General features: G+C 64.5%; 15 protein-coding genes. 9 read left to right on the top strand and 6 right to left on the bottom strand.

What is annotated here, in order from left to right:
* Nucleotides 1-27 precede the first annotated feature (27 nt).
* The gene (locus tag ACIPO9_RS12155) at nucleotides 28-10,632 is read left to right on the top strand and encodes an autotransporter-associated beta strand repeat-containing protein (protein ID WP_400781129.1); all 10,605 of its coding nucleotides are present in this window, start codon (nucleotides 28-30) and stop codon (nucleotides 10,630-10,632) included.
* 305 nt (nucleotides 10,633-10,937) lie between these two features.
* On the opposite strand, the gene fabB is transcribed toward ACIPO9_RS12155, so the two are convergent.
* The 3 genes from fabB to ACIPO9_RS12140 all read right to left on the bottom strand — a co-directional run bounded on the left by fabB (nucleotide 10,938) and on the right by ACIPO9_RS12140 (nucleotide 14,807).
* The gene (gene fabB, locus ACIPO9_RS12150; protein WP_274131385.1) at nucleotides 10,938-12,158 is read right to left on the bottom strand and encodes a beta-ketoacyl-ACP synthase I; all 1,221 of its coding nucleotides are present in this window, start codon (nucleotides 12,156-12,158) and stop codon (nucleotides 10,938-10,940) included.
* Between the two features lie 10 nt (nucleotides 12,159-12,168).
* A complete protein-coding gene (gene fabA / locus ACIPO9_RS12145; RefSeq protein WP_274131384.1) occupies nucleotides 12,169-12,684 on the bottom strand; it encodes a 3-hydroxyacyl-[acyl-carrier-protein] dehydratase FabA in 516 nt (171 codons plus the stop codon).
* 197 nt (nucleotides 12,685-12,881) lie between these two features.
* Nucleotides 12,882-14,807 (bottom strand): response regulator, encoded by a 1,926-nt coding sequence (locus ACIPO9_RS12140; protein ID WP_400781127.1) that lies wholly within the window; start codon nucleotides 14,805-14,807, stop codon nucleotides 12,882-12,884.
* Nucleotides 14,808-15,090: 283 nt separating this feature from the next.
* Here ACIPO9_RS12140 and ACIPO9_RS12135 point away from each other — a divergent pair, with 283 nt between their 5' ends.
* From ACIPO9_RS12135 to ACIPO9_RS12100, 8 genes are all read left to right on the top strand, one after another.
* A complete protein-coding gene (locus ACIPO9_RS12135; RefSeq protein ID WP_400781126.1) occupies nucleotides 15,091-16,116 on the top strand; it encodes an NAD(P)H-dependent glycerol-3-phosphate dehydrogenase in 1,026 nt (341 codons plus the stop codon).
* 21 nt (nucleotides 16,117-16,137) lie between these two features.
* Nucleotides 16,138-16,482, top strand: a complete 345-nt coding sequence (locus ACIPO9_RS12130) for a DUF4389 domain-containing protein (protein ID WP_274131381.1) — start codon at nucleotides 16,138-16,140, stop codon at nucleotides 16,480-16,482.
* A complete protein-coding gene (gene sixA, locus ACIPO9_RS12125) occupies nucleotides 16,479-16,946 on the top strand; it encodes a phosphohistidine phosphatase SixA (RefSeq protein WP_400609259.1) in 468 nt (155 codons plus the stop codon). The genes ACIPO9_RS12130 and sixA overlap by 4 nt, the downstream gene beginning before the upstream one ends.
* Nucleotides 16,947-17,126: 180 nt before the next feature.
* Complete coding sequence (locus ACIPO9_RS12120; protein ID WP_274131379.1) at nucleotides 17,127-17,570, top strand: hotdog fold thioesterase; 444 nt, start codon at nucleotides 17,127-17,129, stop codon at nucleotides 17,568-17,570.
* 117 nt (nucleotides 17,571-17,687) lie between these two features.
* Complete coding sequence (locus ACIPO9_RS12115) at nucleotides 17,688-18,521, top strand: alpha/beta fold hydrolase (RefSeq protein WP_400781124.1); 834 nt, start codon at nucleotides 17,688-17,690, stop codon at nucleotides 18,519-18,521.
* Nucleotides 18,518-19,372 carry an alpha/beta fold hydrolase gene (locus tag ACIPO9_RS12110; protein ID WP_400781122.1) on the top strand — a complete coding sequence of 285 codons (855 nt, stop codon included), beginning with the start codon at nucleotides 18,518-18,520 and terminating at the stop codon, nucleotides 19,370-19,372. The genes ACIPO9_RS12115 and ACIPO9_RS12110 overlap by 4 nt, the downstream gene beginning before the upstream one ends.
* Nucleotides 19,373-19,522: 150 nt before the next feature.
* On the top strand, nucleotides 19,523-20,353 hold the full coding sequence (locus tag ACIPO9_RS12105; RefSeq protein WP_274131376.1) for a DUF4892 domain-containing protein: 831 nt from the start codon (nucleotides 19,523-19,525) through the stop codon (nucleotides 20,351-20,353).
* A gap of 97 nt (nucleotides 20,354-20,450) precedes the next feature.
* Nucleotides 20,451-21,503, top strand: a complete 1,053-nt coding sequence (locus ACIPO9_RS12100) for an AI-2E family transporter (protein ID WP_400609256.1) — start codon at nucleotides 20,451-20,453, stop codon at nucleotides 21,501-21,503.
* A gap of 57 nt (nucleotides 21,504-21,560) precedes the next feature.
* Here ACIPO9_RS12100 and xopAW read toward each other — a convergent pair whose 3' ends face one another.
* From xopAW to ACIPO9_RS12085, 3 genes are all read right to left on the bottom strand, one after another.
* Nucleotides 21,561-22,097 carry a XopAW family type III secretion system calcium-binding effector gene (xopAW, locus tag ACIPO9_RS12095; RefSeq protein WP_400781120.1) on the bottom strand — a complete coding sequence of 179 codons (537 nt, stop codon included), beginning with the start codon at nucleotides 22,095-22,097 and terminating at the stop codon, nucleotides 21,561-21,563.
* Between the two features lie 252 nt (nucleotides 22,098-22,349).
* Nucleotides 22,350-23,435: a sensor histidine kinase gene (locus ACIPO9_RS12090; protein WP_400781118.1), complete on the bottom strand. Its 1,086-nt coding sequence runs from the start codon at nucleotides 23,433-23,435 to the stop codon at nucleotides 22,350-22,352.
* The gene (locus tag ACIPO9_RS12085; protein ID WP_274131372.1) at nucleotides 23,432-24,184 is read right to left on the bottom strand and encodes a response regulator; all 753 of its coding nucleotides are present in this window, start codon (nucleotides 24,182-24,184) and stop codon (nucleotides 23,432-23,434) included. The genes ACIPO9_RS12090 and ACIPO9_RS12085 overlap by 4 nt, the downstream gene beginning before the upstream one ends.
* Between the last annotated feature and the right edge of the window lie 17 nt (nucleotides 24,185-24,201).

The following is a 24,201-nucleotide window of genomic DNA, read 5'->3' as shown; positions in this document are numbered from 1 at the left end:
GATGTTCAGCCACGCAAGGAGTAGGACGTGGAATCACGGTTTGGCGTCGCCCCCGCTTGGAACATTTCCCCCCTTTCTCTCGCCGTAAAACTGAGCATTGCCGGACTGTTGTTCTGGGCACCGGTGCCCCAGGCCAACGCGACGTGCTCGGCGGCTGGCTCCACCATCACCTGCACCGGTGTGCCGACCCTGCCGCTGTTTCTCAATGACTACTCCAGCGCCACGAACGGCCTGACGGTCAACGTCAACTCCGGGGCGCAGATGAACGCGACCCTGGGTGGCAAGGTGCTCAACCTGACCGGGGTGAACATCACCCTCAACAACTCCGGCACCATCGACCCTGCCTTGCTGGGCCTGGTGTCCATATTGAGCGGCGGCGCGTTCATCGGCACCGGAGGCAGCAGTGTCGTCAATGTGCTCAACAACACCACCGGGATCATTCGTGGCACCGGCATGATGCTGGGCCTGAACCTCACCAGCATCGATGGCCTGGCGCTTGCGGTGAACAACGCCGCGACCGGTACCACCACCGTCGCCAACAATGGCACCATCACCTCCACCGGTCTGTCGGTCGGCGGTATCACCCAGGCCGATACTCCCGTGGTCGGTATCTATGGCGGCTCGCAGGTCAACATGACCAACAGCGCCAGCGGGACGATCCTCGGCCGCGTGGCGTTCGAGACCTCGGCTGCGGGCAACACCTTCACCAACGCCGGCAACATCACCGGCAGTGTGTCCCTGGGGGTGGGCAGCACCAACACCTTCTACGGGATCACCGGTTCGAGCGTGAACGTCGGTGACGGCGTGCAAGTCACCACGGGCCTGGGTGGCCTGATCGGGGTCAACCTGACTTTCGCTCCCACCGGGACTGTCGATGGCGGTGCGGCCGGCAGCAACACGCTGATCCTGCAAAATCCCATCGGACTGGGTGGCGGGACCACCGGGACCGGCACGGCGTCCAGTGCCACCTACGTCAACTTCAACAACCTGACCCTCAACAGTGGTACCTGGACCTTGCAGGGGCCGCTGGTCAGCGGTTCGACAACGCTCAATGGCGGTGTGGCGCAGTTCAATGACAATGGCACCTTCGGCAGCGGCGTGCTGACCTCCAATGGCGGGATTCTCCAGGCCAGCAACGCCGGTTTGACCCTGGCCAACCAGATCAACCTTGGCGCGGGTGGCCTGACCCTGCAGGGTATCAACGGTACAACCCTCAACGGTGTGATTTCCGGCACCGGTGGCCTGACCAAGATCGGTAGCGGCCAGCTCAACCTCAATGGCATCAACACTTACTCCGGCAACACCACACTCAACGGTGGCGTGGTACTGGTGGGCAACAATCAGGCGTTCAGCAGCGGTGGCATCACCGTCGGCGGCTCTTCGAGCATTTCGGCGACGGCGCCGATTTCGCTGGCCAACGCGATCACGCTCAACAGCACCCTGACCGCGACCGGCACCGGTGCGTTGACCCTGGGCGGAGTGATCAGCGGCGCGGCCAACCTGACCAAGACCGGCAGCGGCAGCCTGACCCTCAACGGCATCAACAACTACACCGGGATCACCAGCCTCAGCGCCGGCACCCTGCGCGTGGGCAACAACAGCGCCCTGAGCACCGGGGTGCTCAACACCAGTAACGGCACCAGCCTGGACAGCACGGGCAACGTGACCCTGGCCAACAACGTGGGCATCACCGGCGCGCTCAACGTGCTGGGCAGCAATGCCCTGACCCTGGCCGGCATTGTCTCGGGGACCGGCGCGATCACCAAGAGCGGTGCTGCCAGCCTGACCCTGACCGGCAACAACACCAACAGCGGTACCACCGCGCTCAACGGCGGTAGCTTGTTCGTCGGCAGCAATACCGCGCTGGGCACGGGCGCATTGAACGCAGCGGCGGGCACCACGCTGGATGCGACCACGGCAGTCACGCTGGCCAACGCCGTCGCGCTGGCCGGAGGGCTGAGCCTCGGCGGGACCCAGGCGCTGGGCCTGAGCGGCGTCGTCAGCGGCGCCGGCAACCTGATCAAGAACGGCACCGCGAACCTGACCCTGAGCGGCAACAACACTTTCTCCGGCGGCACGACGCTGAATGCCGGGACGCTGATCGTCGGCTCCAACACCGCGCTGGGCACCGGTGCGCTGAACACCGCCGCGGGCACCACCCTGGACGCCAGCACCTCGGTTTCGCTGGCCAACGCCGTCAATCTTGGCGGGAATCTCAACGTGGCCGGCAACGCCAACACGACCCTGGGCGGCGTCGTCAGTGGCAGCGGCGGGCTGACCAAGAACGGCGCCGCCAATCTGATTCTCAACGGTGCCAACACCTTCACAGGCGGCACCAACCTCAATGCCGGTACGCTGACCGTCGGCAACAGCGCGGCACTGGGCAGCGGCGATCTGAACGTCGTCAACGCGGCGACGCTGGACAGCAACACATCTGTCATCCTGAACAACAACGTTGCACTCAACGGCAACCTGGCCATCGGTGGCAGCAACGGCCTGATCCTGGGCGGCGTGCTCAGCGGTGCCAACCAGTTGATCAAGAACGGCACCGCCAACCTGACGCTCAACGGCGCCAACACCTTCACCGGCGGCACCGCCATCAATGCCGGGAGCCTGACCGTCGGCAATGGTGCAGCGCTGGGTTCCGGCACCCTCACCGTGGGCGGCGCGGGCGCCACCCTCAACAGCAGCGCCAACGTGACGCTGAACAACGCGATCGCGCTCAACTCCAACCTCACCGCTGGCGGGGCCAACCCCTTGACCCTCGGCGGCGTCATCAGTGGCGCCAGCAACCTGATCAAGACCGGCTCTTCGACACTGACCTTGACCGGCAACAACACCTACACCGGTGCCACGTCGCTGAATGCCGGAACACTGGTGGTCGGCTCCAACACAGCCCTGGGCACCGGCGTGCTCAACGCAGGCAACAACACCACGCTGGACGCCAGCACCGCGACCAGCCTGGCCAACAACGTCAACCTCGGCGGTAACGTCGCCATCGGCGGCAGCAACGCGCTGACCCTTGCCGGCGTGGTCTCCGGTGTCGGCGGCCTGACCAAAAGCGGCCCCGCCGATCTGATTCTCAATGGCCCCAACACCTATTTCGGCAACACCGCGCTGAACGCCGGCAAACTGATCCTCGGCAGCAACACCGCGATCGGCAGCGGCGCGCTGAATGCAGCGGCCGGCACCACGCTGGACACCAATACCGCAGTCACCCTGGGCAATCAGGTCAACCTCGCCGGGGCGCTCAATGTGGACGGCAGCGCTGACCTGACCCTGAGCGGCACTGTCGCCGGTGCCGGCAGCCTGGTGAAGAACGGTGCGGCCAACCTGAACCTCAACGGCATCAATACCTACCTCGGCGGCACCACCCTGAACGCCGGGACCCTGACCGCCGGCAACAGTGCGGCGCTGGGCCTGGGAGCCTTGACCGTTGGCGGTGCGTCGACGCTGGACAGCAGTTCACCGCTGGTGAACCTCGGCAACTCGGTGGTGCTCAATGCGGCACTGAGCAACGGCGGCACCCAGGACCTGACCCTGGGCGGCGTCATCAGCGGCGCGGGCGAGCTGATCAAGAATGGTGCGGCCAACCTGACCCTCAACGGCACCAACACCTACAGCGGCGGCACCACCCTCAATGCGGGCACGCTGACCCTCGGTTCGGCTGCTGCATTGGGCAGCGGCGGGCTGAACGTCGGTGGCGCCTCGACGCTGGACAACAGCACCGCCATGAACGTCGGCAACAACATCACGCTCAATGCCGACCTGACGCTGGCAGGCAACAATGACCTGAACCTCAGTGGCGTGATCGATGGTGCGGCCGCCCTGAACAAGGACGGCTTCAGCGATCTGACACTCAGTGGCAACAACACCTTCACCGGTCCGCTGAATATCCAGTCCGGCAGCGTGACCACCCTGAGCAGCGGGGCGCTGGGCAACACGTCCGGTGCCAATATCAGCGCCGGTGCAGGCTTGAATCTGGGCAGCGATGCGAGCCTGGCGGCGCTCAGCGGCAGTGGTAGCGTGCAGATCGGCGGTGGCAACACCCTGTCCGTGGGCGGTGTGAGCACCACCAGCACCTTCGACGGCGACCTCGGTGGCAGCGGCGCTCTGACCAAGGTCGGCACGGGCACCCTGAACCTGACCGGCACCAATGGCATCACCGGCAACACCACCGTCAATGGCGGTACGCTGAACCTCACAGGTTCCCTGGCCAGCACCCAGCTCAATGTCAACAATGGCGGCACGCTGACGGGCACCGGTTCAGCGCTTGGTCTCATCACCATCAACAACGGCGGCCACCTGGCGTTGTCTTCGGGCAATACCTTGTCGGCCTCGTCGCTGGTGCTTGACGCCAACAGCAACGTCGATGCGAGCCTCTCCACGCCATCCACCAGCTCGCTGATGAACGTCGGCGGCAACCTGACCCTGGACGGTAACCTCAACGTCACCGATGCCGGCGGGTTCGGTGTGGGTGTCTATCGCCTCTTCAACTATATTGGCGCACTGACTGACAACGGCCTGACCGTTGCTGGCGTGCCGGTGGGGTATAGCCTGGGCGACATGCTGGTGCAGACCCTCGGCAATCAGGTCAACCTGATCGTCTCGGCGCCGAACGCCACCCTGCGTTTCTGGGACGGCAGCCAGACCATTCCCAACGGCACAGTGGATGGCGGCAGCGGCACCTGGAATGCCGGCGGCACCAACTGGACCAATTCCAACGGCACGCTGAACCAGACCTGGGCGGATGACTTCGCAGTGTTCCAAGGCACGGCGGGTACAGTGACGGTCAATGGCACGCAGCTGTTCACCGGGATGCAGTTCCTCACCGATGGCTACAACCTGGTCAATGGCACGGCGGGGCTGCTGACCGCCGCCAACGGTACCGGCGGCACCACGGCGATGCGGGTCGATCCGGGCGTGACCGCCACCGTCGGCGTGGACATCGACGGCAGCGGTACTCTCAACAAACTCGACAGCGGCACCCTGGTGCTCAACGGCGCCAACAGCTACACAGGCGGCACCCAGCTGGACGGCGGCACCTTGGTGGTCGGCAGCAACACCGCACTGGGCACTGGTGCGCTGATCGCCAATGCCGGTACGCAACTGGACAGCAACACCGCCGTGACCCTGGCCAACGCTGCCACGCTGAACGGCAATCTCACCGTGCTCGGCAGCAATGCGCTGACTCTCAACGGTGTCATTTCCGGCACTGGCGGCTTGATCAAGAACGGTTCGGCCAGCCTGACTCTCGGTGGCAACAACGCCTTCCTCGGGCCAGTTGCGCTGAACGCGGGCGGTCTGATTCTTGCGTCGAACAGTGCGCTGGGCTCGGCCACCCTGAACGCGGCGAACGGCACCACCCTGGACTCCAGCGCCAGCGTCAGTGCGGGCAACGCGATCAACCTGGCAGGCAACCTTGGCATCGTCGGCAGCAACGATTTGACACTCAGCGGAGCCATCAACGGCGCCGGCAGCCTGACCAAGAACGGCGCGGCCAACCTGATCCTTAGCGGCGCCAACAACTTCCTGGGTGGTATCACCCTCAACGCCGGCTCGCTGACTGCGGGCAGCAACGGCGCGCTGGGCCTTGGCAACCTGACCGTGGCAGGCGCCTCGGCGCTGGACAGCAACACTTCGGTGTCGCTGGGCAACAACGTGGTGCTCAACGCCAATCTGACCAACACCGGCAACAGCGACGTGGCCCTCAGCGGCGTGGTCAGCGGCAGCGGCGCACTGATCAAGAACGGCGCGTCCAACCTGACCCTCAACGGCATCAACACCTACTCCGGCGGCACCACGCTGAATGCCGGCACCCTGACCCTCGGCACCTCCGCGGGCCTGGGCTCCGGCGCGGTGACCGTGGCTGGCAGCTCGACCCTGGACACCACCGCGCCGCTGGTGCTGGCCAATGACCTCGACATCAATGCCAACCTGAGCGTAGCCGGCAACAACAACCTGACTCTGGGCGGCGTGATCGGCGGGGCAGGCACGCTGACCAAAAACGGTCTGGCCGACCTGACGCTGAGCGGCGTCAACACCTTCAGCGGCACCTTCGACGTGCAGTCCGGTAGCCTCACCACCCTGGGCAACTCGGCGCTGGGCAACGACGCCGGGGTCAATCTCGGCAATGCCGCGACCCTCAACCTCGGCGGCTCGGGCAGCCTCGCCAGCCTCACCGGCAGCGGCACCGCGCTGATCGGCGGCGGCAACACCCTGAGCATCGGTGGCAACGGTGCGAGCAGCATTTTCGACGGTGTGCTCACCGGCACCGGCGAATTGAACAAGCTCGGCACTGGTACTCTGACCCTGACGGGCATCAACAGCCTGACCGGCAACACCACGGTCAACGGCGGTACCTTGAGCGTCAACGGATCGCTGGACAGCGCCAGCGTGCTGGTCAACAGCGGTGGCACCCTGGCCGGCAGCGGTTCGCTGGGCGGGGCAGTGACCGTGGCCGATGGCGGTCATCTGGCGGGCGTCACAGGCAGCACCCTGTCGGTGAACTCGCTGGTCTTCAACGGCAACTCGATCTTTGATGTCGGCCTCGGCGCCCCGGTTTCCGGCGGTGGCAACGCGCTGGTGAATGTCGGCGGCGACCTGACCCTGGACGGCACCCTCAACGTCAGTGACATCGGCGGCTTCGGCAGTGGTGTGTACCGCCTGATCAACTACACGGGCGGTCTGACCGACAACGGCATGCTGATCGGCGCCGTACCCGGCAGCGTCACTCCGGGCGACCTGAGCCTGCAGACCGCGCTGGCCAACCAGATCAATCTGCTGGTCACTGCGCCAGGTGTCACCGTGCAGTTCTGGGACGGCAGCCAACTGGCCGCCAACGGCTCGGTGGATGGCGGCAACGGCACCTGGGCCACTGGCAGTGCCAACTGGACCGACGTCAACGGCACCTTCAACCAGGCCTGGACCGGCAACTTCGCGGTGTTCCAGGGCACTGCGGGCACCGTGACCGTCGATGGCACGCAGACCATCACCGGCATGCAGTTCGTCACCGACGGCTACAGCCTGCAGGACGGCACCGCGGGGTCGCTGAACCTGGTCAACGGTTCCTTGGGCAACGCTTCGGTGCGCGTCGATCCAGGCGCCACCGCGACCGTCGGTGTTGCGCTCAACGGCGCAGGTACTTTGGGCAAGTACGACAGCGGCACCCTGGTACTCGACGCTGCCAACGGTTACTCCGGAGGCACCGCACTCAATGGCGGCAAGATCGTCGTGGGCAATGACGCGGCACTGGGTACCGGTGTGCTGACCGCAGCCGACGGCACCGCCCTGGACAGCAATCGCGCCATCAGCCTGGCCAACGACGTGGTGCTCGATGGCGGCCTCACCGTCGCCGGCTCCAATGCCCTGACCCTGGGCGGCGTGGTCAGCGGCAGCGGCAGCCTGATCAAGGCCGGCGCCTCGACGCTGACCCTCAACGGCAACAACACCTACAGCGGCGGCACCCGTCTGGGCGGCGGCACCTTGCTGCTGGGCAACAACAGCGCCCTGGGCAGCGGCGCAGTGAGCGTGCTGGCCGACTCGAGCCTGGACAGCACCTCGGCCCTGCAACTGGCCAACGCCATCAACCTGGGCGCGCAACTGACCCTGGCCGGGAACCAGAGCACCACGCTGATCGGCGCTGTCACCGGTACCGGCAGCCTGGTGAAAAACGGCAGCGGTGAGCTGTTGCTCAGCGGTGCCAACACCTACAACGGCGGCACCACGCTCAACGGCGGTACGACTCGCGGCGACACCAGCAGCCTGCAAGGCGCCATCGTCAACAACGCGGCCTTGACCTTCGAACAGAACGCGGACGGCACCTATTCGGGCAACCTCACCGGTACCGGTACGCTGAACAAGACCGGCACCGGCCAACTGCTCCTGACCGGTAACAACAGCTTCACCGGCAACACCTCGGTGCAGGCCGGTACGCTGACCGTCAACGGTGTGCTGGACAGCGCCAGCATCAACGTCGCCAGTGGCGCGAAGATCGGCGGCAGCGGTCAGTTTGGCGGGACGCTGCAACTGGCTGACGGCGCGACGCTTGCGGGCGGTGGCAGTGCATCGCCGCTGTCGGTGGGCTCGCTTGCGTTGTCCTCGGGCACCAACCTGGACTTCAGCCTGGGTTCGGCCGCCAGTTCCACCACGGTGGTCAACGTGGCCGGCGACCTGACCCTGGACGGCACGCTGAACATCAGCAATGCCGGCGGCTTCGGCGCCGGGGTGTACCAGCTGTTCAGCTACGGTGGCAACCTGACCGACAACGGCCTGGTGTACGGCAGCCTGCCGGTTTCGGCAGCCAGCCTGACCCTGCAAACCGCCATCGCCAATCAGGTCAACCTGCTGGTGCAAGGCTCGCCAGGCGAGGTGCAGTTCTGGAACGGCGGCACCACCAATCCTGACGGCAGCATCGGCGGCGGCGATGGCGTGTGGGGCCCAGCCACCAACTGGACCGATTCGACCGGTACCCAGGCCCTGGCATCGAATGGGCAGTTCGCGGTATTTGGCGGTCGGGCCGGTACGGTCACCGTGCTTGGCAACCGACGTTTCACCGGGCTGCAATTTCTCGCCAGCGGCTACAACCTGACTGCGGGCACCGATGGCAGCCTGACCCCCGTCAACGGCGACGACGGCAGCCTGGCGCCGGTGCGGGTCAATGCCGGCGGCACTGCGCAGCTTTCCGTAGCGCTGGTGGGCGAGGGCGGTATCGAGAAAATGGATTCCGGCACCTTGATCCTCAGCGGCGCCAACACCTACAGCGGTGGCACCATCGTCAGCGGCGGTACCTTGATCGGCGATACCACCAGCCTGCAAGGTGACATCACCAACGATGCGCAACTGGTGTTCCAGCAAAACGCCGATGGGCAGTTCAACGGCGCGCTGAGCGGCACCGGGCAGCTGTTCAAGCGAGGCTTTGCGCGGCTTCTGTTGACGGGCAACCAGTCGTTCAGTGGACCGTTGTCGCTGGATCAAGGGGTACTGCAGGTCGGCAATCGCGAGGCGCCAGCATCGCTGGGCGCTGAAGTGACGGTCGCCAGTGGTGCCGGCCTCAGCGGTAACGGCAGCGTCGGCGGGGTGATCAACAAGGGCGTGGTCGCGTCCGGCGGGACGGACGGCACCTTGAGCGTGGCCGGTAACCTGACCAACACCTCAAGCGGGATCCTGGACCTGACCGCCGTTGCGCCAACCACCACGGTAGAAGCGGCGCCTGTCGCCAGGTTCGCAAGCCTGGCCAGAAGCAGGGTGCTGGCCCTGGCCGTCGCGCCAGCAACCGGCACTTCCCTGGTGGTGAACGGCACGGCCAACCTGGACGGCGGCTTGCGCGTCACGGGCATCACGCCGTTCACCGGCGACACCACCTACTCGCTGATCACCGCCAGCGGCGGGGTGGTCGGCACCTTCAGCAGCACCGACCTGCCGCAGTACGCGTTCCTGAATACCTTGCTCGCCTACAACCCGGATTCGGTGACCCTGGCGGTCAGCCGTAACAGCAATGCATTCGCCGACGTGGCGGTCACCCGCAACCAGCGCAACACTGCTTCGGCGCTGGCGGCCAACGGTGCCGCCGGGGCTGCGTTGCAGAATGAAATCGTCAACTTCACGGTGGACAGTGCGCGCAATGCCTTCGACAGCCTGTCCGGGGAGATCCACGCCAGCACCGCCAGCGCGATCCTCGAAGATTCGGGTCACGTGCGTAACGCTGTCAATGACAGGATGCGCCAGCCCTCATGTGGCGCAGCCGGTGATCCACGCCTGGCGCTGGCGCCGAGCGACAACCAGCTGAGCAGCAATGGCTGCCACGGCGAAATGGTCGGTTGGGCCCGTGCACTCGGCGCCTGGGGGAAATCGGATGGCAACAGCAACACGGCCAGCCTGGATCGCAACCTGAGCGGCTTCATGCTCGGTACCGACAAGCAGCTCGATGACGCTTGGCGCGTGGGCATGGCAGCCGGGTACACCCGCAGCGACCTGGATGCCCATGACCGTCGTTCCGATGCGACGGTGGAAAGCTACCATGTGGCGGCGTACCTCAACTCGCAGTTCGATGCCCTGGCGGTGCGCCTGGGTACGGCGTACAGCTGGCATGACATCGAGACCAAGCGCGATGTCAGCGTCGGCAACTACAATGATCGCCTCAAGGCCGACTATGACGCACGCACCGCTCAGGTCTTCGGTGAAGTGGGCTACACCCTTGAAGCGGCAGGTGTTGCACTCGAGCCGTTCGCCGGGCTGGCCTACGTCAACTACGACTCAGACAAAGCAAAGGAAAAGGGTGGGGTAGGGCGCCTGACGGCCGAAGCTGACCAGGACATCACTTTCTCGACCCTCGGCCTGCGGGCTGGCAAGGTGATTACCCTGAACAACGGCGGCCAGTTCACCCCGCGCGCGGCCATCGGCTGGCGGCATGCGTTTGGTGACACCAAGCCCGACGCAGACCTGACCTTCATCGACGGCGGCGGCTCGTTCAAGACCCAGGGCGTGCCGATCGCCAAGGACAGCGCCATCGTCGAGGCCGGCGTGGACTTCCAGATCAGCCCGACCGGCAAACTGGGGATTGGCTACTCGGGGCAACTGTCGAACGAAGCCAAGGACCACGCCATGACCGTGAGTTTCAGCCTCGGGTTCTGATGCGCACCGAAAGACAAAAAACGCCCGAAAGGGCGTTTTTTCATGCCGCAGGTCCTACGGCGCTCCCCCGTCACCCGTAGCAGTCCGGCTTGCCGGCGTCCGCGCCCTCAAGCCCGCCCCCGCCGGCAAGCCGTGCTGCTACGGTACCGAGGGGTGCCGAAAACCGGTGACCGCCCCGAATCCCGTAGCAGCCGGGCTTGCCCGCGGGGAGGCCCGCATGTTCACCGCCGCCATCAGATCGTGCCGCGACAGGCATAAAAAAAGCGCCCCGAAGGGCGCTTTCCTGGATGCTGCGAAAGACCGTATTACTTGCCGGTCCAGCGCTTCATCACCAGCGTGGCGTTGGTGCCGCCGAAGCCGAAGCTGTTGCTCATGACCAGGTTGATCTCGGCGTTTTCGCGAGTCTTGGTCAGGATCGGCAGATCAGCCACCGCAGGGTCCAGTTCGTCGATGTTCGCCGAACCTGCCATGAAGTTGCCTTCCATCATCAGCATGCAGTAGATCGCTTCGTGAACGCCGGCGGCGCCCAGGGAGTGACCCGACAGGCTCTTGGTGGAGCTGATGGCCGGAGCGTCGGTGCCGAACACTTCACGCACGCCTTTCATTTCCGCGACGTCGCCGACCGGGGTCGAGGTGCCGTGGGTGTTCAGGTAGTCGATCTTGCCGTCAACGGTGGACAGCGCCTGCTGCATGCAGCGGATCGCGCCTTCGCCGCTCGGGGCGACCATGTCGTAGCCGTCGGAGGTGGCGCCGTAGCCCACCAGTTCGGCGTAGATCTTCGCGCCGCGAGCCAGAGCGTGTTCCAGCTCCTCGACCACGACCATGCCGCCACCGCCGGCGATGACGAAGCCGTCACGGTCGGCGTCATACGCACGGGAAGCCTGCTCAGGGGTTTCGTTACGCTTGCTGGACAGTGCGCCCATGGCGTCGAACAGGAACGACTGGCTCCAATGCTCTTCTTCACCGCCGCCGGCGAACACGATGTCCTGCTTGCCCATCTGGATCTGTTCCATGGCGGTACCGATGCAGTGAGCACTGGTGGCGCAGGCAGAGGCGATGGAGTAGTTCAGGCCCTTGATCTTGAATGGCGTCGCCAGGCAAGCCGAGACGGTGCTGCTCATGGTGCGGGTCACGCGGTACGGACCTACACGCTTGACGCCTTTTTCGCGCAAGATGTCCAGCGCTTCCATCTGGTTCAGGGTCGACGCGCCGCCGGAACCTGCGATCAGGCCGGTGCGCGGGTTGGACACCTGCTCTTCGGTCAGACCCGAGTCCTTGACCGCGTCCTGCATGGCCAGGTAGGCGTAGGCAGCAGCGTGGCCGACGAAACGGTAGATCTTGCGGTCGATCAGCTCTTCGAGGTTCAGGTCGATGGAGCCGGAAACCTGGCTGCGCAGACCCATTTCGGCATATTCCGGGTTGAATCGGATGCCAGGGCGGCTTGCACGCAGATTGGCGGAAACGGTGTCTTTGTCATTGCCCAAGCAGGAAACAATGCCCAGACCAGTGATAACGACGCGGCGCATGCGAATACCCTTAGAAATTGTCAGTGGAGGTGAACACGCCGACCCGGAGGCCTTCGGCGGTGTAGATTTCGCGGCCGTCCACGGTCACCGAACCGTCGGCGATGGCCAGGTTCAGCTTGCCCTTGAGGACGCGCTTGATTTGAATGTTGTAGGTGACCTTCTTGGCGGTCGGCAGGACCTGGCCGAAGAATTTCACTTCGCCCGAACCCAGCGCACGGCCGCGGCCCGGCAGGCCTTGCCAGCCCAGGAAGAAACCGACCAGTTGCCACATGGCATCCAGGCCCAGGCAGCCCGGCATGACCGGATCGCCTTCGAAATGGCAGCCGAAGAACCACAGGTCGGGGGTGATATCCAGTTCGGCGACCAATTCACCTTTGCCGTACTTGCCGCCTTCTTCGCTGATGTGAGTGATCCGGTCGATCATCAGCATGTTGGGGGCGGGCAGTTGCGCGTTACCTGGGCCGAACAGCTCGCCGCGGCTGCAGCGCAACAGATCTTCCCGGGTAAAGGCGTTTTGTTTGGTCATGCGAGCTCCTCGATAATCCTGTGCGGCATACGTACATCTGACCAGCGGGTCATCCCTCGGCTGGCAGCCTACTCATAGACTATTGCGTTGTAATGAAAGTCACAGCACAGGTGAAATGAATGCACACCTGTGCACTGAAATTGTCCGTTCGCACGCATCTGCGGATCGATCACGGCACACAAGACTGCCGCAATTTATCATTTATCGCCAGTCGCAGATGGCTTAAAGGTCAGCCAGCGTTGCAAAACCTGCGCAAGATCAGCCCGTTTGAAGGGTTTAGCCAGGTAGTCGTTCATGCCCGCCTGCAGGCAAATCTCCCGGTCTCCGTGCCGCGCATTGGCGGTCAGCGCCACGATGGGCAGGGTGTCCAGGCCCGGGAGCTGACGGATCCGGCGGGTCGCTTCATAGCCGTCCATGACCGGCAGGCGGCAGTCCATCAGCACCAGTGCGAATTTTTCCTTGCTGGCCATGCTGACCGCTTCGGCGCCATCGCCGGCCATGCTGACCTGCAATCCGAGGCTGCGCAGCATGGCGTCCACCACCGTGCGGTTGACCGGATTGTCCTCTACCAGCAGCACACAGCCTTCGCGCTCCTGTGGCAATTCGCCCACCGCGCCGGGGGCCGGTTGGGGATCTTCCTGCTGGACCACCTGCAACGGAATTTCCAGTGTGAACACCGAACCCAGGCCTTCGCTGCTCTGGGCCATGAGCGTGCCGCCCATGCGCTCGGCCAGGTTGCGGGCGATCGGCAGGCCAAGGCCAGTGCCCCCGTAACGTCTTGAAATGGAATTGTCGGCCTGCTGAAACGCATCGAACATCGATTCCACAAGATCCGGCGAGATACCGATACCGCTGTCACGCACCGCGCAAGTGAACAGGATCTGCTGGGCGTCGGTGTGCTGCCAAGTGGTTTCCACGCGCACGCTGCCAAATTCGGTGAACTTGAGGGCATTGCCTATCAGGTTGACCAGGATCTGCCGAATCCGTGTCGGGTCGCCCTTGACCCGCAGAGAATCCAGCCCCGGCGGCAGATCGACTTCCAGTGCCAGACCCCGCTGTTGGGCGTTGTGGGCAAAAGCCTGCACCGAGGTGGAAATCAACTCTGCCAGGTTGAAGGAAATGTTCTCCAGCTCCATGGCGTCGCGTTCGAAGCGGGAAAAGTCGAGGATGTCGTTGATGACCCGCAGCAGATGCCCGGTGGACTCACTGGCCAGCGCAGCGTATTCGGCCTGCTCTTCGGTCATGCGGGTGGTTTCCAGCAATTGCAGCATGCCCAGCACGCCATTCATCGGCGTGCGCAATTCGTGGCTCATCATCGCCAGGAATTCGGACTTGGCACTGTTGGCGCGCTCGGCTTCTTCCCGGGTGCGGATCAGCTCGTCCATGGCCTTTTTCTGCTCGCGGCTGGCTTTCTCCAGGCCCAGCGCCAGGTTGTTGATGTGGCGGGCCAGATCGCCCAGTTCCGCATCGTCGGCCACCGGCAGCGGAGCGGTGTAGTCGCCGTGCTGGATGGCCTTGACTGCATCGCTCATGGCGCTGATCGGCTGCGACAGGCTCAGGGACAGGCGCCGCGCGAGAATATAGGTAAACAGCAGGGCGAAGAGGGCGAGGATGCCGGCCTTGAGCAGGATTTCCTGCTCGCGCAGGTTGAAGGCTTCACTGGACATGCCCACCAGCACCCGACCCAGGTAGTCCTCGACCGGGATGCTGGTGAAATCGTCGATGTCATTCAGCGGTCCGTCCTTGGGGCTGACCTGCTGCAGGCGGATCGGTGCCTGGAACACCTCGATCTGCCGCGCATGGCCGGCCTCGACGGGCTGCTCGACATGCACCAGCACGCTGCCGTTGCTGTCCTGGACTTCGAGAAAACGCACGTGGGGCGTGCTCATGGTGGCTTTCATCAGCCGTTCGAGCACGTCATCGTTGCCGACGATCACCCCGTATTCCGAGGCCGGGGCCAACTGGTTGGCGATCAGCTGGCCGGTGTGGGTCAGCTCCTGGCGCAGATCCTGGATGCGCACCACGGTAAAGAAACTGATCAGCAGCAGGGTCAGCAGCAAGGCGGGGCCAAGGCTGAGGATCTGCGTGCGAGTGCTGATATTCCAGCCCCGTTGTGCCGTCATGCCAGGATCCCGGTCGTCATGGGTGCTTGATTCGCCATCGTGGGTGCAAGGTCGGTCTCATCGAACGGAATTTCATCGGCGCGCGTGCTAAAGATAGCGCATCAGAGGCATCGCGGAATTTTCATCCGGGGCGCGCATCTTAACCGAGTTGTCAGGCATTTCCTTGTGAAAGGTAGGGTTTGGCTTATATGTATCCACGGCCGTGTTTTGCCGCTGGTGGCGAGCACGGCGCTCCGTATAATGCTGCCATCGCCAGTTCTGATGGCTCTAGATGGATTGTTTTATGACCCAACAGCAACCGATCGCAGTTCTGGGTGGCGGCAGCTTCGGAACGGCAGTGGCGAACCTGCTGGCCGGCAATGGCCACCGCGTGCTGCAGTGGATGCGCGATCCCGAGCAGGCCGAGGCGATTCGCGTCAACCGTGAAAACCCGCGTTACCTCAAGGGCATCAAGGTGCTCGACGGGGTGGAGCCGGTGACGGACCTGCAACAGGCCCTGAGCGCCAGCCAGTTGGTGTTCGTCGCCTTGCCTTCCAGCGCCCTGCGCGGCGTGCTGACGCCCCATGTCGAACTGCTCACCGGCAAGATGCTGGTCAGCCTGACCAAGGGCATCGAGGCGCAGACCTTCAAGCTCATGAGCGAGATCCTCCAGGACATCGCGCCCAAGGCCCGCATCGGCGTGTTGTCGGGGCCCAACCTCGCCCGCGAGATCGCCGAACATGCGCTGACGGCCACCGTGGTCGCCAGTGAAGACGAAGAACTGTGCCAGCAGGTGCAGTCCGTGCTGCATGGCCGCACCTTCCGCGTGTACGCCAGTGCCGACCGTTTTGGCGTGGAGCTGGGCGGCGCGCTGAAAAACGTCTATGCGATCATTTCCGGCATGGCGGTCGCGCTGGGTATGGGCGAGAACACCAAGAGCATGCTGATCACCCGGGCACTGGCTGAAATGACCCGCTTTGCGGTGAGTCAGGGCGCCAACCCGATGACCTTCCTGGGGCTGGCCGGCGTCGGCGACCTGATCGTGACCTGCTCCTCTCCCAAGAGCCGCAACTACCAGGTCGGTTTTGCCCTGGGCCAGGGTCTGAGCCTGGACGAGGCCGTTACCCGCCTGGGCGAGGTGGCCGAAGGCGTCAATACGCTCAAGGTGCTCAAGGCCCGCGCGCAGGAAGCGCAGGTCTACATGCCGCTGGTGGCCGGTCTGCATGCCATCCTGTTCGAAGGGCGTACGCTGGAACAGGTCATCGAGCTGCTGATGCGCGCCGAGCCCAAGACCGACGTCGACTTCATTTCCACCAGCGATTTCAACTGATTCCTTGTCCGGGAGAAACACTTGAACGAGTCCAAAATCAAGCAACACGAATCGATCCTGCTGCGCGTCCTCTGGATGCTGGTGTTTCTGGTGGTCTGGCACGTCGCGGAGATCGTCCTGGCCGTCGTGGTGCTGGTGCAGCTTGCCTATCGCCTGTTCTATGGCGCGCCAAGCCTGAGCCTGCTGTCGTTTGGTGACAGCCTGAGCCAGTTCCTGGCGCAGATCGGCCGTTTCGGCACCTTCCATACCGACCAGAAGCCCTGGCCGTTCGCTGACTGGCCAGCGCCACGCCCACCGGAAGGCGAGGCGCCGCACAAGGTGCCTGCCGCCGCACACCCGGTGCGCGACGAGGAACCCAAGCTATGAAATTGTGGATTCTGCGTCACGGCGAAGCCCAGTACCGGGCGCGCACCGACGCCGAACGGGAACTGACCGCCAACGGCCGGGAAGAGGTGCTCGCAAGCGCCGCGCACCTGTTGGGCCAGCCGCTGCGCTTCATCCTCGCCAGCCCCTACGTGCGTGCGCAGCAGACGGCGGAGCTGGTGCGCCAGGCGCTGGGGTTCGCCGAATCGGTGGTGACCGTGCCCTGGCTGACCCCGGACAGCGACCCGCGCAAGGTGCTGGACAACCTGGATCTGTATGCCGCGGATGAAGTGCTGCTGGTCAGCCACCAACCGCTGGTAGGCACGCTGATCGGCCTGGCAGTGCACGGCAACCTGCAACAGGCCCAGGCCATGCACACCGCAAGCCTTGCCGAACTCGAGGCGGACTTCCCGCTGGCGGGGGCGATGAACCTGGTGAGCGTTCGGCATCCTGCTTCCGGCGCCTGACCTGTAGGAGCGTGGCTTGTCCCGCGATCGGCTGCGCAGCAGTCGTAAAACCTGCACATGCGGCAGGTCTGGCGCACCGCGATAACCGGATTTGCGACGACTTCGTCGCCGATCGCGGGACAAGCCACGCTCCTACAGTGCGCAGGTGTACCTGTCACTCATCAACAACAAGGAAAAATCATGAGTCTATGGCGCGACACACCCAACCTTGAAGCCCTCAATGCCATGCAGAAAAACACCATCGGTGAGCTGCTGGACATCCGCTTCGAAGCCTTCGACGACAACTCGCTGACCGCCAGCATGGCCGTCGATCATCGTACCCATCAGCCCTACGGCCTGTTGCACGGCGGTGCGTCGGTGGTGCTGGCGGAAACCGTGGGTTCCAGCGCCAGTTACCTGGCCATCGACACCAGCAAGTACTTCTGCGTGGGCATCGAGGTCAACGCCAACCATCTGCGTGGTCTGCGCAGCGGGCGGGTGACGGCGGTGGCGCATCCGGTGCATATCGGCCGCACGACCCACGTCTGGGACATCCGCCTGACCAGCGACGACGGCAAGGCCAGCTGCATCTCGCGCCTGACCGTTGCCGTCGTGCCCCACGGCGAGCAGCCTCCGGCGCGCTGAGCCACGCTTGGCTTGCATGACCGGAGTGTCATCCCCGATGGCAGTTCCGGTCATTGCCGCTGCCGCGGGCCGGTGCGCACAATTGAGTCCTGATCGAGGTTCACTGGACACGCCCGCATGACCCAACCGGTTTTTTTCGCCCACGCCAACGGCTTTCCTTCGGCGACCTATGGCAAGTTGTTCGCCGCGCTGGGTGACGAGTACGAAATTGTCCATCTGGGCCAGCACGCCCATGACCCGCGTTTCCCGGTCACCGACAACTGGCCCAACCTGGTTGACGAGCTGATCCACCATCTGTCGCAGCAGTCGCAACCGGTCTGGGGTGTGGGGCATTCCCTGGGTGGCGTGCTGCATTACCACGCAGCCTTGCGCCATCCCGAGTTGTACCGAGGTGTGGTCATGCTCGATTCGCCAGTGCTCACCCGCTTTGACCAGTGGATGATTCGCGCGGCCAAACGTTTCGGTTTCATCGACCGCATCACGCCAGCGGGCCGCACTCTGGGGCGGCGCGAAGTATTCAGCGACCTGAGCGCTGCCCGGCAGTATTTCTCCGGCAAGAACCTGTTCCGTCGCTTCGATCCCGAGTGCTTCGAAGCCTATCTGTTGCACGGCCTGCAGCCCGATGGCGAACAGTTGCGCCTGCGCTTCGACCCTGCCACCGAAATCAGCATCTACCGCAGCGTGCCCCACACCAGCCCCGGCATGGCCCGGCATCTGCGGGTGCCGCTGGCGATGGTGCGCGGCGAGCACAGTGATGTGGTGCGCCGCCATCACGCGATGTCGGTGAAAAGCATGCGCGAAGGCGAGTATCTTTCGGTACCGGGCGGGCACATGTTCCCGCTTGAACACCCGGAGGATACCGCGCAGATGCTCAAGAACCTGTTTTCCCGATGGTCCGACAGATCGCTGCCCGCCAGCAACCCGCAGGGCAGCCAGCGAGCCCGCGCATGAGCTGTTCGGTCGAAGAGATACGCCTGAGCCTGCCGCATATCGAACTGGCGGCGCACCTGTTCGGCCCGCAGGACGGCCTGCCGGTAATTGCCCTGCATGGCTGGCTGGACAACGCCAACAGCTTCGCTCGCCTGGCGCCCTGGCTCAAGGGCCTGCGCATCCTGGCGCTGGACATGGCCGGGCATGGGCATTCCGATCACCGCCCACCGGGCGCCGGTTACGGCTTGCCCGACTACGCCCATGACGTGCTGCAGGTGGCGCAGCAGATGGGTTGGGAGAAGTTTTCCCTGCTGGGGCATTCGCTGGGGGCCATCGTGTCGGTGATCCTGGCGGGCGCGGTGCCGGAGCGGGTCAACCGCCTGGCGCTGATCGACGGGCTGATCCCGCCCCTTGGCGAGCCGGAAGCGGCGGCTGAGCGAATGGGTGCTGCCTTGCAGGCGCAACTCAATCAGTTCAACAAGCGCAAGCCGGTGTATCAGGACATGGACCGCGCCGTGGAGGCGCGCATGCGCGGCATGGTCGCGGTCAGTCGCGAAGCGGCCGAGCTGTTGGCCCAACGCGGCCTGATGCCGGTGCCCGGCGGCTACACCTGGCGCAGCGACAGCCGCCTGACCCTGGCATCACCGACCCGGCTGACCCGCGCCCAGGCGATGTCCTTCGTCAATGCGGTGCGCTGTCCGGCGCATCTGGTGGTGGCCGAGGAGGGCATGCTGGCACAGAACAAAGAGCTGCTGGCCAGCGTGCCGTTTGCCGTCAGCGTCTTGCCTGGCGGCCACCATTTGCACCTGAACGACGAGGCCGGTACACACGCTGTTGCAGACTGTTTCAATCGGTTCTTCGCCGTTTCTTGACTTGCGCGGCGCAACTGCCGACGCTGGGCGGGTAGAAACAGGAGACTGCCCGATGGACCACTGCACACGCTTCACCCATTCATCCACCCGTTATTCCTCACAAAGCCGGCACAACGCGCCGGTTTTTGTGTGCCCGCCGATGGCTGGCCTATGAACTTCCCTCTGGGGCGTGGCTACGCGCTCGGGTTGCTGCTGTGCCTGACCGGCTTTGCCAGCGCAAGCCAGGCGGCTGACGTGGCGGGGAGTCAGGATTTTTCCATCGTGCCGCGCCCCACCGATGCTGAAATCGTCGATTACAAACCTGCGGTCGAACTCGAACGCATCTACCCCATGGGCTCGATCCGCAAGATCAGCGGCCAGTTGCGCTTCGACGGCCAGGTGGCCGCGCGGGGCAATGCGGCTTCCGTGACTTACCAATTGCCCGCCGAGCGTTCCGCCGACGAAGCGTTCACCGCTGCCCGCGAAGCGTTGCAGAAGCAGGGGGCGCAGTTGTTGTTCTGGTGTCAGGCTCGCGATTGCGGCGAGAGCAGCCTGTGGGCCAACGAGGTGTTCGGCAACGCCCGGCTGTACGGCGCCGACAACGGCCAGGCCTATCTGCTGCTGCGTCTGGCCGAACCTGCCAACGACACGCTGGTGGCGCTGTACAGCATCACCCGGGGCAACCGCCGGGCACTGCTGCACGTCGAGCAGTTCCAGGCCAGTGCGCCACTGGGCGAGCTGCTGCCGACCTCCGCAACCTTGCTGCGCGAACTCAAAAGCACCGGGGATCTGGATTTGCCGATGCTCAGTGGTGCTCCCGCCCAGCCCTGGATCACCCTGTTGTCACGGGGGCTGAACCTGGACAGCACGGTGCGCGTGACCCTGTCCGGCGCGCAAAGCGAGGCCTGGCGCCAGGCCCTGACCGATGCAGGCGTGCGCGCGGCGCGGCTTGAAATCGGCGCCGCACAAACCCGGGGGCTGGCCATCGAACTCATTCGCTGATGCAGGTTCTATCATTGGCGTTATCACGGGGAACGGTGAACGTCATCGTTCGCCCCTATGCTTGAATACTCTCGATTTCTTTTCAGCGGACTGATCCATGCTCAATAACGACCGCCTGTTGGTGCAGATTCTTCTGCTCGCCTTGCTGGGCGCCTGTCTGTGGGTGATGGCGCCGTTCTGGTCGGCGCTGTTCTGGGGCGCGGTGCTGGCCTTCGCCAGCTGGCCGCTGATGCGTCTGCTGACCCGCGCATTGAATGGCCGCGAATCCCTGGCCGCAGGTATCCTGACCCTGGGCTGGATGCTGCTGGTGGCGGCGCCTCTGGTGTGGCTGGGCTTCAACCTGGCGGACCACGTGCGCGATGCCACGGTGTTCGTCAAGGATGTGCAGGTCGATGGCCTGCCTGATCCACCCACCTGGCTTGGCAACATTCCTCTGGTGGGCGAGCGCCTGGTGGGCTACTGGACCACCATCGATCAGCAAGGCGCGGCCTTGCTGGCCAGCATCAAGCCGTATTTCGGCCAAGTGGGCAACTGGCTGCTGGCACGTAGCGCGCAGATCGGCGGTGGCATTCTCGAGCTGACCCTGAGCATCGTTTTCGTGTTCTTTTTCTACCGCGACGGCCCAAGACTGGCGGCGTTCGTGCTCAGCCTGCTGGAGCGGCTGATCGGCGATCGTGCGCAATACTACGTCGATCTGGTGGCAGGCACGGTGCAGCGGGTGGTCAACGGCGTGATCGGCACGGCGGCGGCACAGGGCATCCTGGCCCTGATCGGCTTCCTGATTGCCGGTGTGCCGGGCGCGCTGGTGCTGGGCATCGGTACCTTCCTGCTCAGCCTGGTGCCCATGGGCCCGCCGCTGATCTGGATTCCGGCCACGGCGTGGCTGGCCTGGAAAGGCGAATACGGGATGGCGGTGTTTCTGGGCCTGTGGGGCACGTTCATCGTCAGTGGCGTGGACAATGTGCTCAAACCGTACCTCATCAGCCGTGGCGGCAACCTGCCGCTGGTAATCGTGCTGCTGGGCGTGTTCGGCGGATTGCTGGCCTTTGGTTTCATCGGCCTGTTCATCGGCCCGACCTTGCTGGCGGTGGCCTACAGCCTGTTGCTGGACTGGGTGGCCGACAGCCGCGCAAGGCAGTTGCCCAAGTAAACCGGGCGCAACAACGCGACCGCCGTCGGGCACTGACCCGGCGGCGGTCTTTTTTTGTCAGGCAGAAATACTCACGTACTTGCCCGCCGTCGCGCTGCTTGTGAGGTTGTAGCTTTGGCTGATGGCCGCGACCATGCGATTCAGTGCTTCGGTGGCCTGGGTGCTGGTGTTCGAGTTGCTGCTTGAATCGTCGCCTTGCAATGCAGCGGTCAGCTCCGACTCGCTGATGCTGCCATCACCGTCGGCATCCAGTGCACTGAGCAGGTCCTGGGCCTGGTCTGCGGCCGAGCCTGCGTCCATCTGCATGGGCGGTGGCGGTGGCGGGGTCATGGCGGCCAGCTCGTCAACGTCCAGACTGTCATCGTCATTGCTGTCCAGATCGCCGAACGCCTTGCTCAGACTGACCGTGATCCCGTCCTTGGAGTCGGAAGACAAGGCTGAGCTGAGTTCATCCTTGTCGATGCTGCCATCGCCATTGGTGTCGAGTTTCTTCAGCAGATCCTCGGCGAATTTCTTGCTCTTGTCGGTGCTGGTGGTGCTGCTTGAGCTGGCGTACCCGGAATAACTGCTGCTGCCGCTGATGCCTGAGATCATCGGACTGCCTCCCTTCGAATGGATAGAGCCGGCTCGGTTTACCGGCTCATGCAGCGTCGGGGGTGTGGGTGTCGGGGGTGTGTGGGGTTTGTAACGCGGGGCTTACGCGGCGCCTGCGTACATGCACCGTAGGAGCGCGCTTGCCCGCGACCGCAGTGTGTCAGGGCACCTGAAGGTCAATGACACACTGCGGTCGCGGGCAAGCGCGCTCCTACAGGTGTGCCTTTGGAACGGCCAGCATGGAAAGAGCATTCAGATACGTGGCAGGTCGAGCACGGCGGTCAGGCCGCCGCCCGGCGTTTCTTCCAGGCGCAGATCACCGCCCATGCGCCGGGCGGCTTCGCGGGCGATGGTCATGCCGATGCCGACGCCGCCGGAGTTGCGGTTGCGCGAACCCTCGACGCGATAGAAGGGCTCGAACACCGCTTCGCGCAAATTCTCCGCAATGCCCGGGCCCTGATCTATCACCCGCACTTGCAGCCTGTCGCTGGCATCCTCGATCACCACTCGCGCGTGTCCGGCGTAGCGCAGGGCGTTGTCGATCAGGTTGTGCAGGCAGGAGCGCAGGGCCATGGGCTGGGATTTCAGCGGTTTGCATGTACCGCTGGCCTGCACGTCGTCGCCATTGTCCTGGGCGTTCTCGGTCAGCGATTCGATCAGCGCCTGCACGTCGAAATACTGCAGGGCCTCGCTGGTGCGCTGCTCGTTCAGGTAGGTCAGGGTCGCATCGAGCATGCCGATCATGTCGTTCAGATCCTGGGTCATCTGGCCATGCAGCCTGGGCTCTTCAATCTGTTCGACGCGCAGTTTCAAGCGCGCCAGGGGCGTGCGCAGGTCGTGGGAAACGGCGGCCAGCATGCGCCCGCGTTGCTGCACCTGTTCGCGAATACGCTCCTGCATCAGGTTGAACGTCGCAGCCGCCTGACGCGCTTCCCTGGGGCCGGTGATGGTCAACGGCGGGCTGTCGAGGTTTTCGCTCAGGCGCTCGGCCGCGTCACTGATACGCTGGACCGGTCGGCTCAAGGCCTTGGCCCCGAACCAGGCGGCAATCACCAGGGTGACCAGTTGAAAGAACAGCGGGATCAGCGGAATGCCGAGAAACGGCGGGCGTCCGGGTGGCGGCGGGGGCGGGCGCAGGGCGTCGAGGGCCGACGAAAGCTCGCTCTGTTCCCCTGCAGGCGGCATGGGATGAACGTTCTGCTGACCGGCGGGCGGCGGTGGCGGCATCGCCGGGCCGTAGTGGTGAAACCAGATGAACGCCAGCAGGTGCGCCAGGACGATGGCCAGCAGCGCGCCGCCGAACAGGCGGGCGAAGAGGGTGTCGGCCGAGCGGATCAACCAATGTCCCTGGCGTCGAACATATAGCCTTCGCCACGTACGGTCTTGATCAGTTGCGGGGACTTGGGATCGTCACCCAGTTTCTGGCGCAGGCGCGAGACCAACAGGTCAATGCTGCGATCGAATGCCTCGATGGAGCGGCCACGGGCGGCGTCGAGCAGTTGTTCGCGGTTCAATACCCGGCGCGGGCGTTCGAGGAACACGCGCAGCAGGCGGAATTCGGCGTTGGACAGCGGCACCACCAGGCCGTCGGGCGCAGTCAGTTGGCGCAGCACGCTGTTCAGGCGCCAGTTGTCGAAGCGCAGGGTGGTACGCTCTTCGGTGCGGTCGTCGCGCACCCGGCGCAGGATGGTCTGGATCCGCGCCACCAGCTCGCGAGGCTCGAAGGGCTTGGCCATGTAATCGTCGGCGCCCAGCTCAAGGCCGATGATGCGGTCGGTCGGCTCGCAGCGGGCGGTCAGCATCAGGATCGGAATGTCAGAGGTGCTGCGCAGCCAGCGGCACAACGACAGGCCGTCTTCGCCCGGCAGCATCAGGTCCAGCACCACCACGTCGTAGGTTTCCTCGGCCAGGGCCTGGCGCATTGCATTGCCATCAGTGACGCCGGTGCTCTGGATGTTGAAACGGGCCAGGTAGTCGCACAACAGTTCGCGGATCGGCACGTCGTCATCGACGATCAGCGCGCGAGTGTTCCAGCGCCGCTCTTCAGCCGGAGCGTTGGCGGTGTTGCTGTCAGGGGTCGTTTGCATGTTGCTGCCGCCATGTG

The sequence above is a fragment of the Pseudomonas sp. NPDC090203 genome (genome assembly GCF_044746765.1).
In the GTDB taxonomy this organism is placed as follows: Bacteria; Pseudomonadota; Gammaproteobacteria; order Pseudomonadales; family Pseudomonadaceae; genus Aquipseudomonas; species Aquipseudomonas putida_AD.
This window is presented reverse-complemented; position numbering and strand designations above follow the sequence as displayed.

Coding starts and splice junctions, on each gene's coding strand:
- fabB (WP_274131385.1), bottom strand. CDS start 12,158: ATGCGCCGCGTCGTTATCACTGGTCTGGGCATTGTTTCCTGCTTGGGC.
- fabA (WP_274131384.1), bottom strand. CDS start 12,684: ATGACCAAACAAAACGCCTTTACCCGGGAAGATCTGTTGCGCTGCAGC.
- ACIPO9_RS12140 (WP_400781127.1), bottom strand. CDS start 14,807: ATGACGGCACAACGGGGCTGGAATATCAGCACTCGCACGCAGATCCTC.
- ACIPO9_RS12135 (WP_400781126.1), top strand. CDS start 15,091: ATGACCCAACAGCAACCGATCGCAGTTCTGGGTGGCGGCAGCTTCGGA.
- sixA (WP_400609259.1), top strand. CDS start 16,479: ATGAAATTGTGGATTCTGCGTCACGGCGAAGCCCAGTACCGGGCGCGC.
- ACIPO9_RS12120 (WP_274131379.1), top strand. CDS start 17,127: ATGAGTCTATGGCGCGACACACCCAACCTTGAAGCCCTCAATGCCATG.
- ACIPO9_RS12115 (WP_400781124.1), top strand. CDS start 17,688: ATGACCCAACCGGTTTTTTTCGCCCACGCCAACGGCTTTCCTTCGGCG.
- ACIPO9_RS12110 (WP_400781122.1), top strand. CDS start 18,518: ATGAGCTGTTCGGTCGAAGAGATACGCCTGAGCCTGCCGCATATCGAA.
- ACIPO9_RS12105 (WP_274131376.1), top strand. CDS start 19,523: ATGAACTTCCCTCTGGGGCGTGGCTACGCGCTCGGGTTGCTGCTGTGC.
- ACIPO9_RS12100 (WP_400609256.1), top strand. CDS start 20,451: ATGCTCAATAACGACCGCCTGTTGGTGCAGATTCTTCTGCTCGCCTTG.
- xopAW (WP_400781120.1), bottom strand. CDS start 22,097: ATGATCTCAGGCATCAGCGGCAGCAGCAGTTATTCCGGGTACGCCAGC.
- ACIPO9_RS12085 (WP_274131372.1), bottom strand. CDS start 24,184: ATGCAAACGACCCCTGACAGCAACACCGCCAACGCTCCGGCTGAAGAG.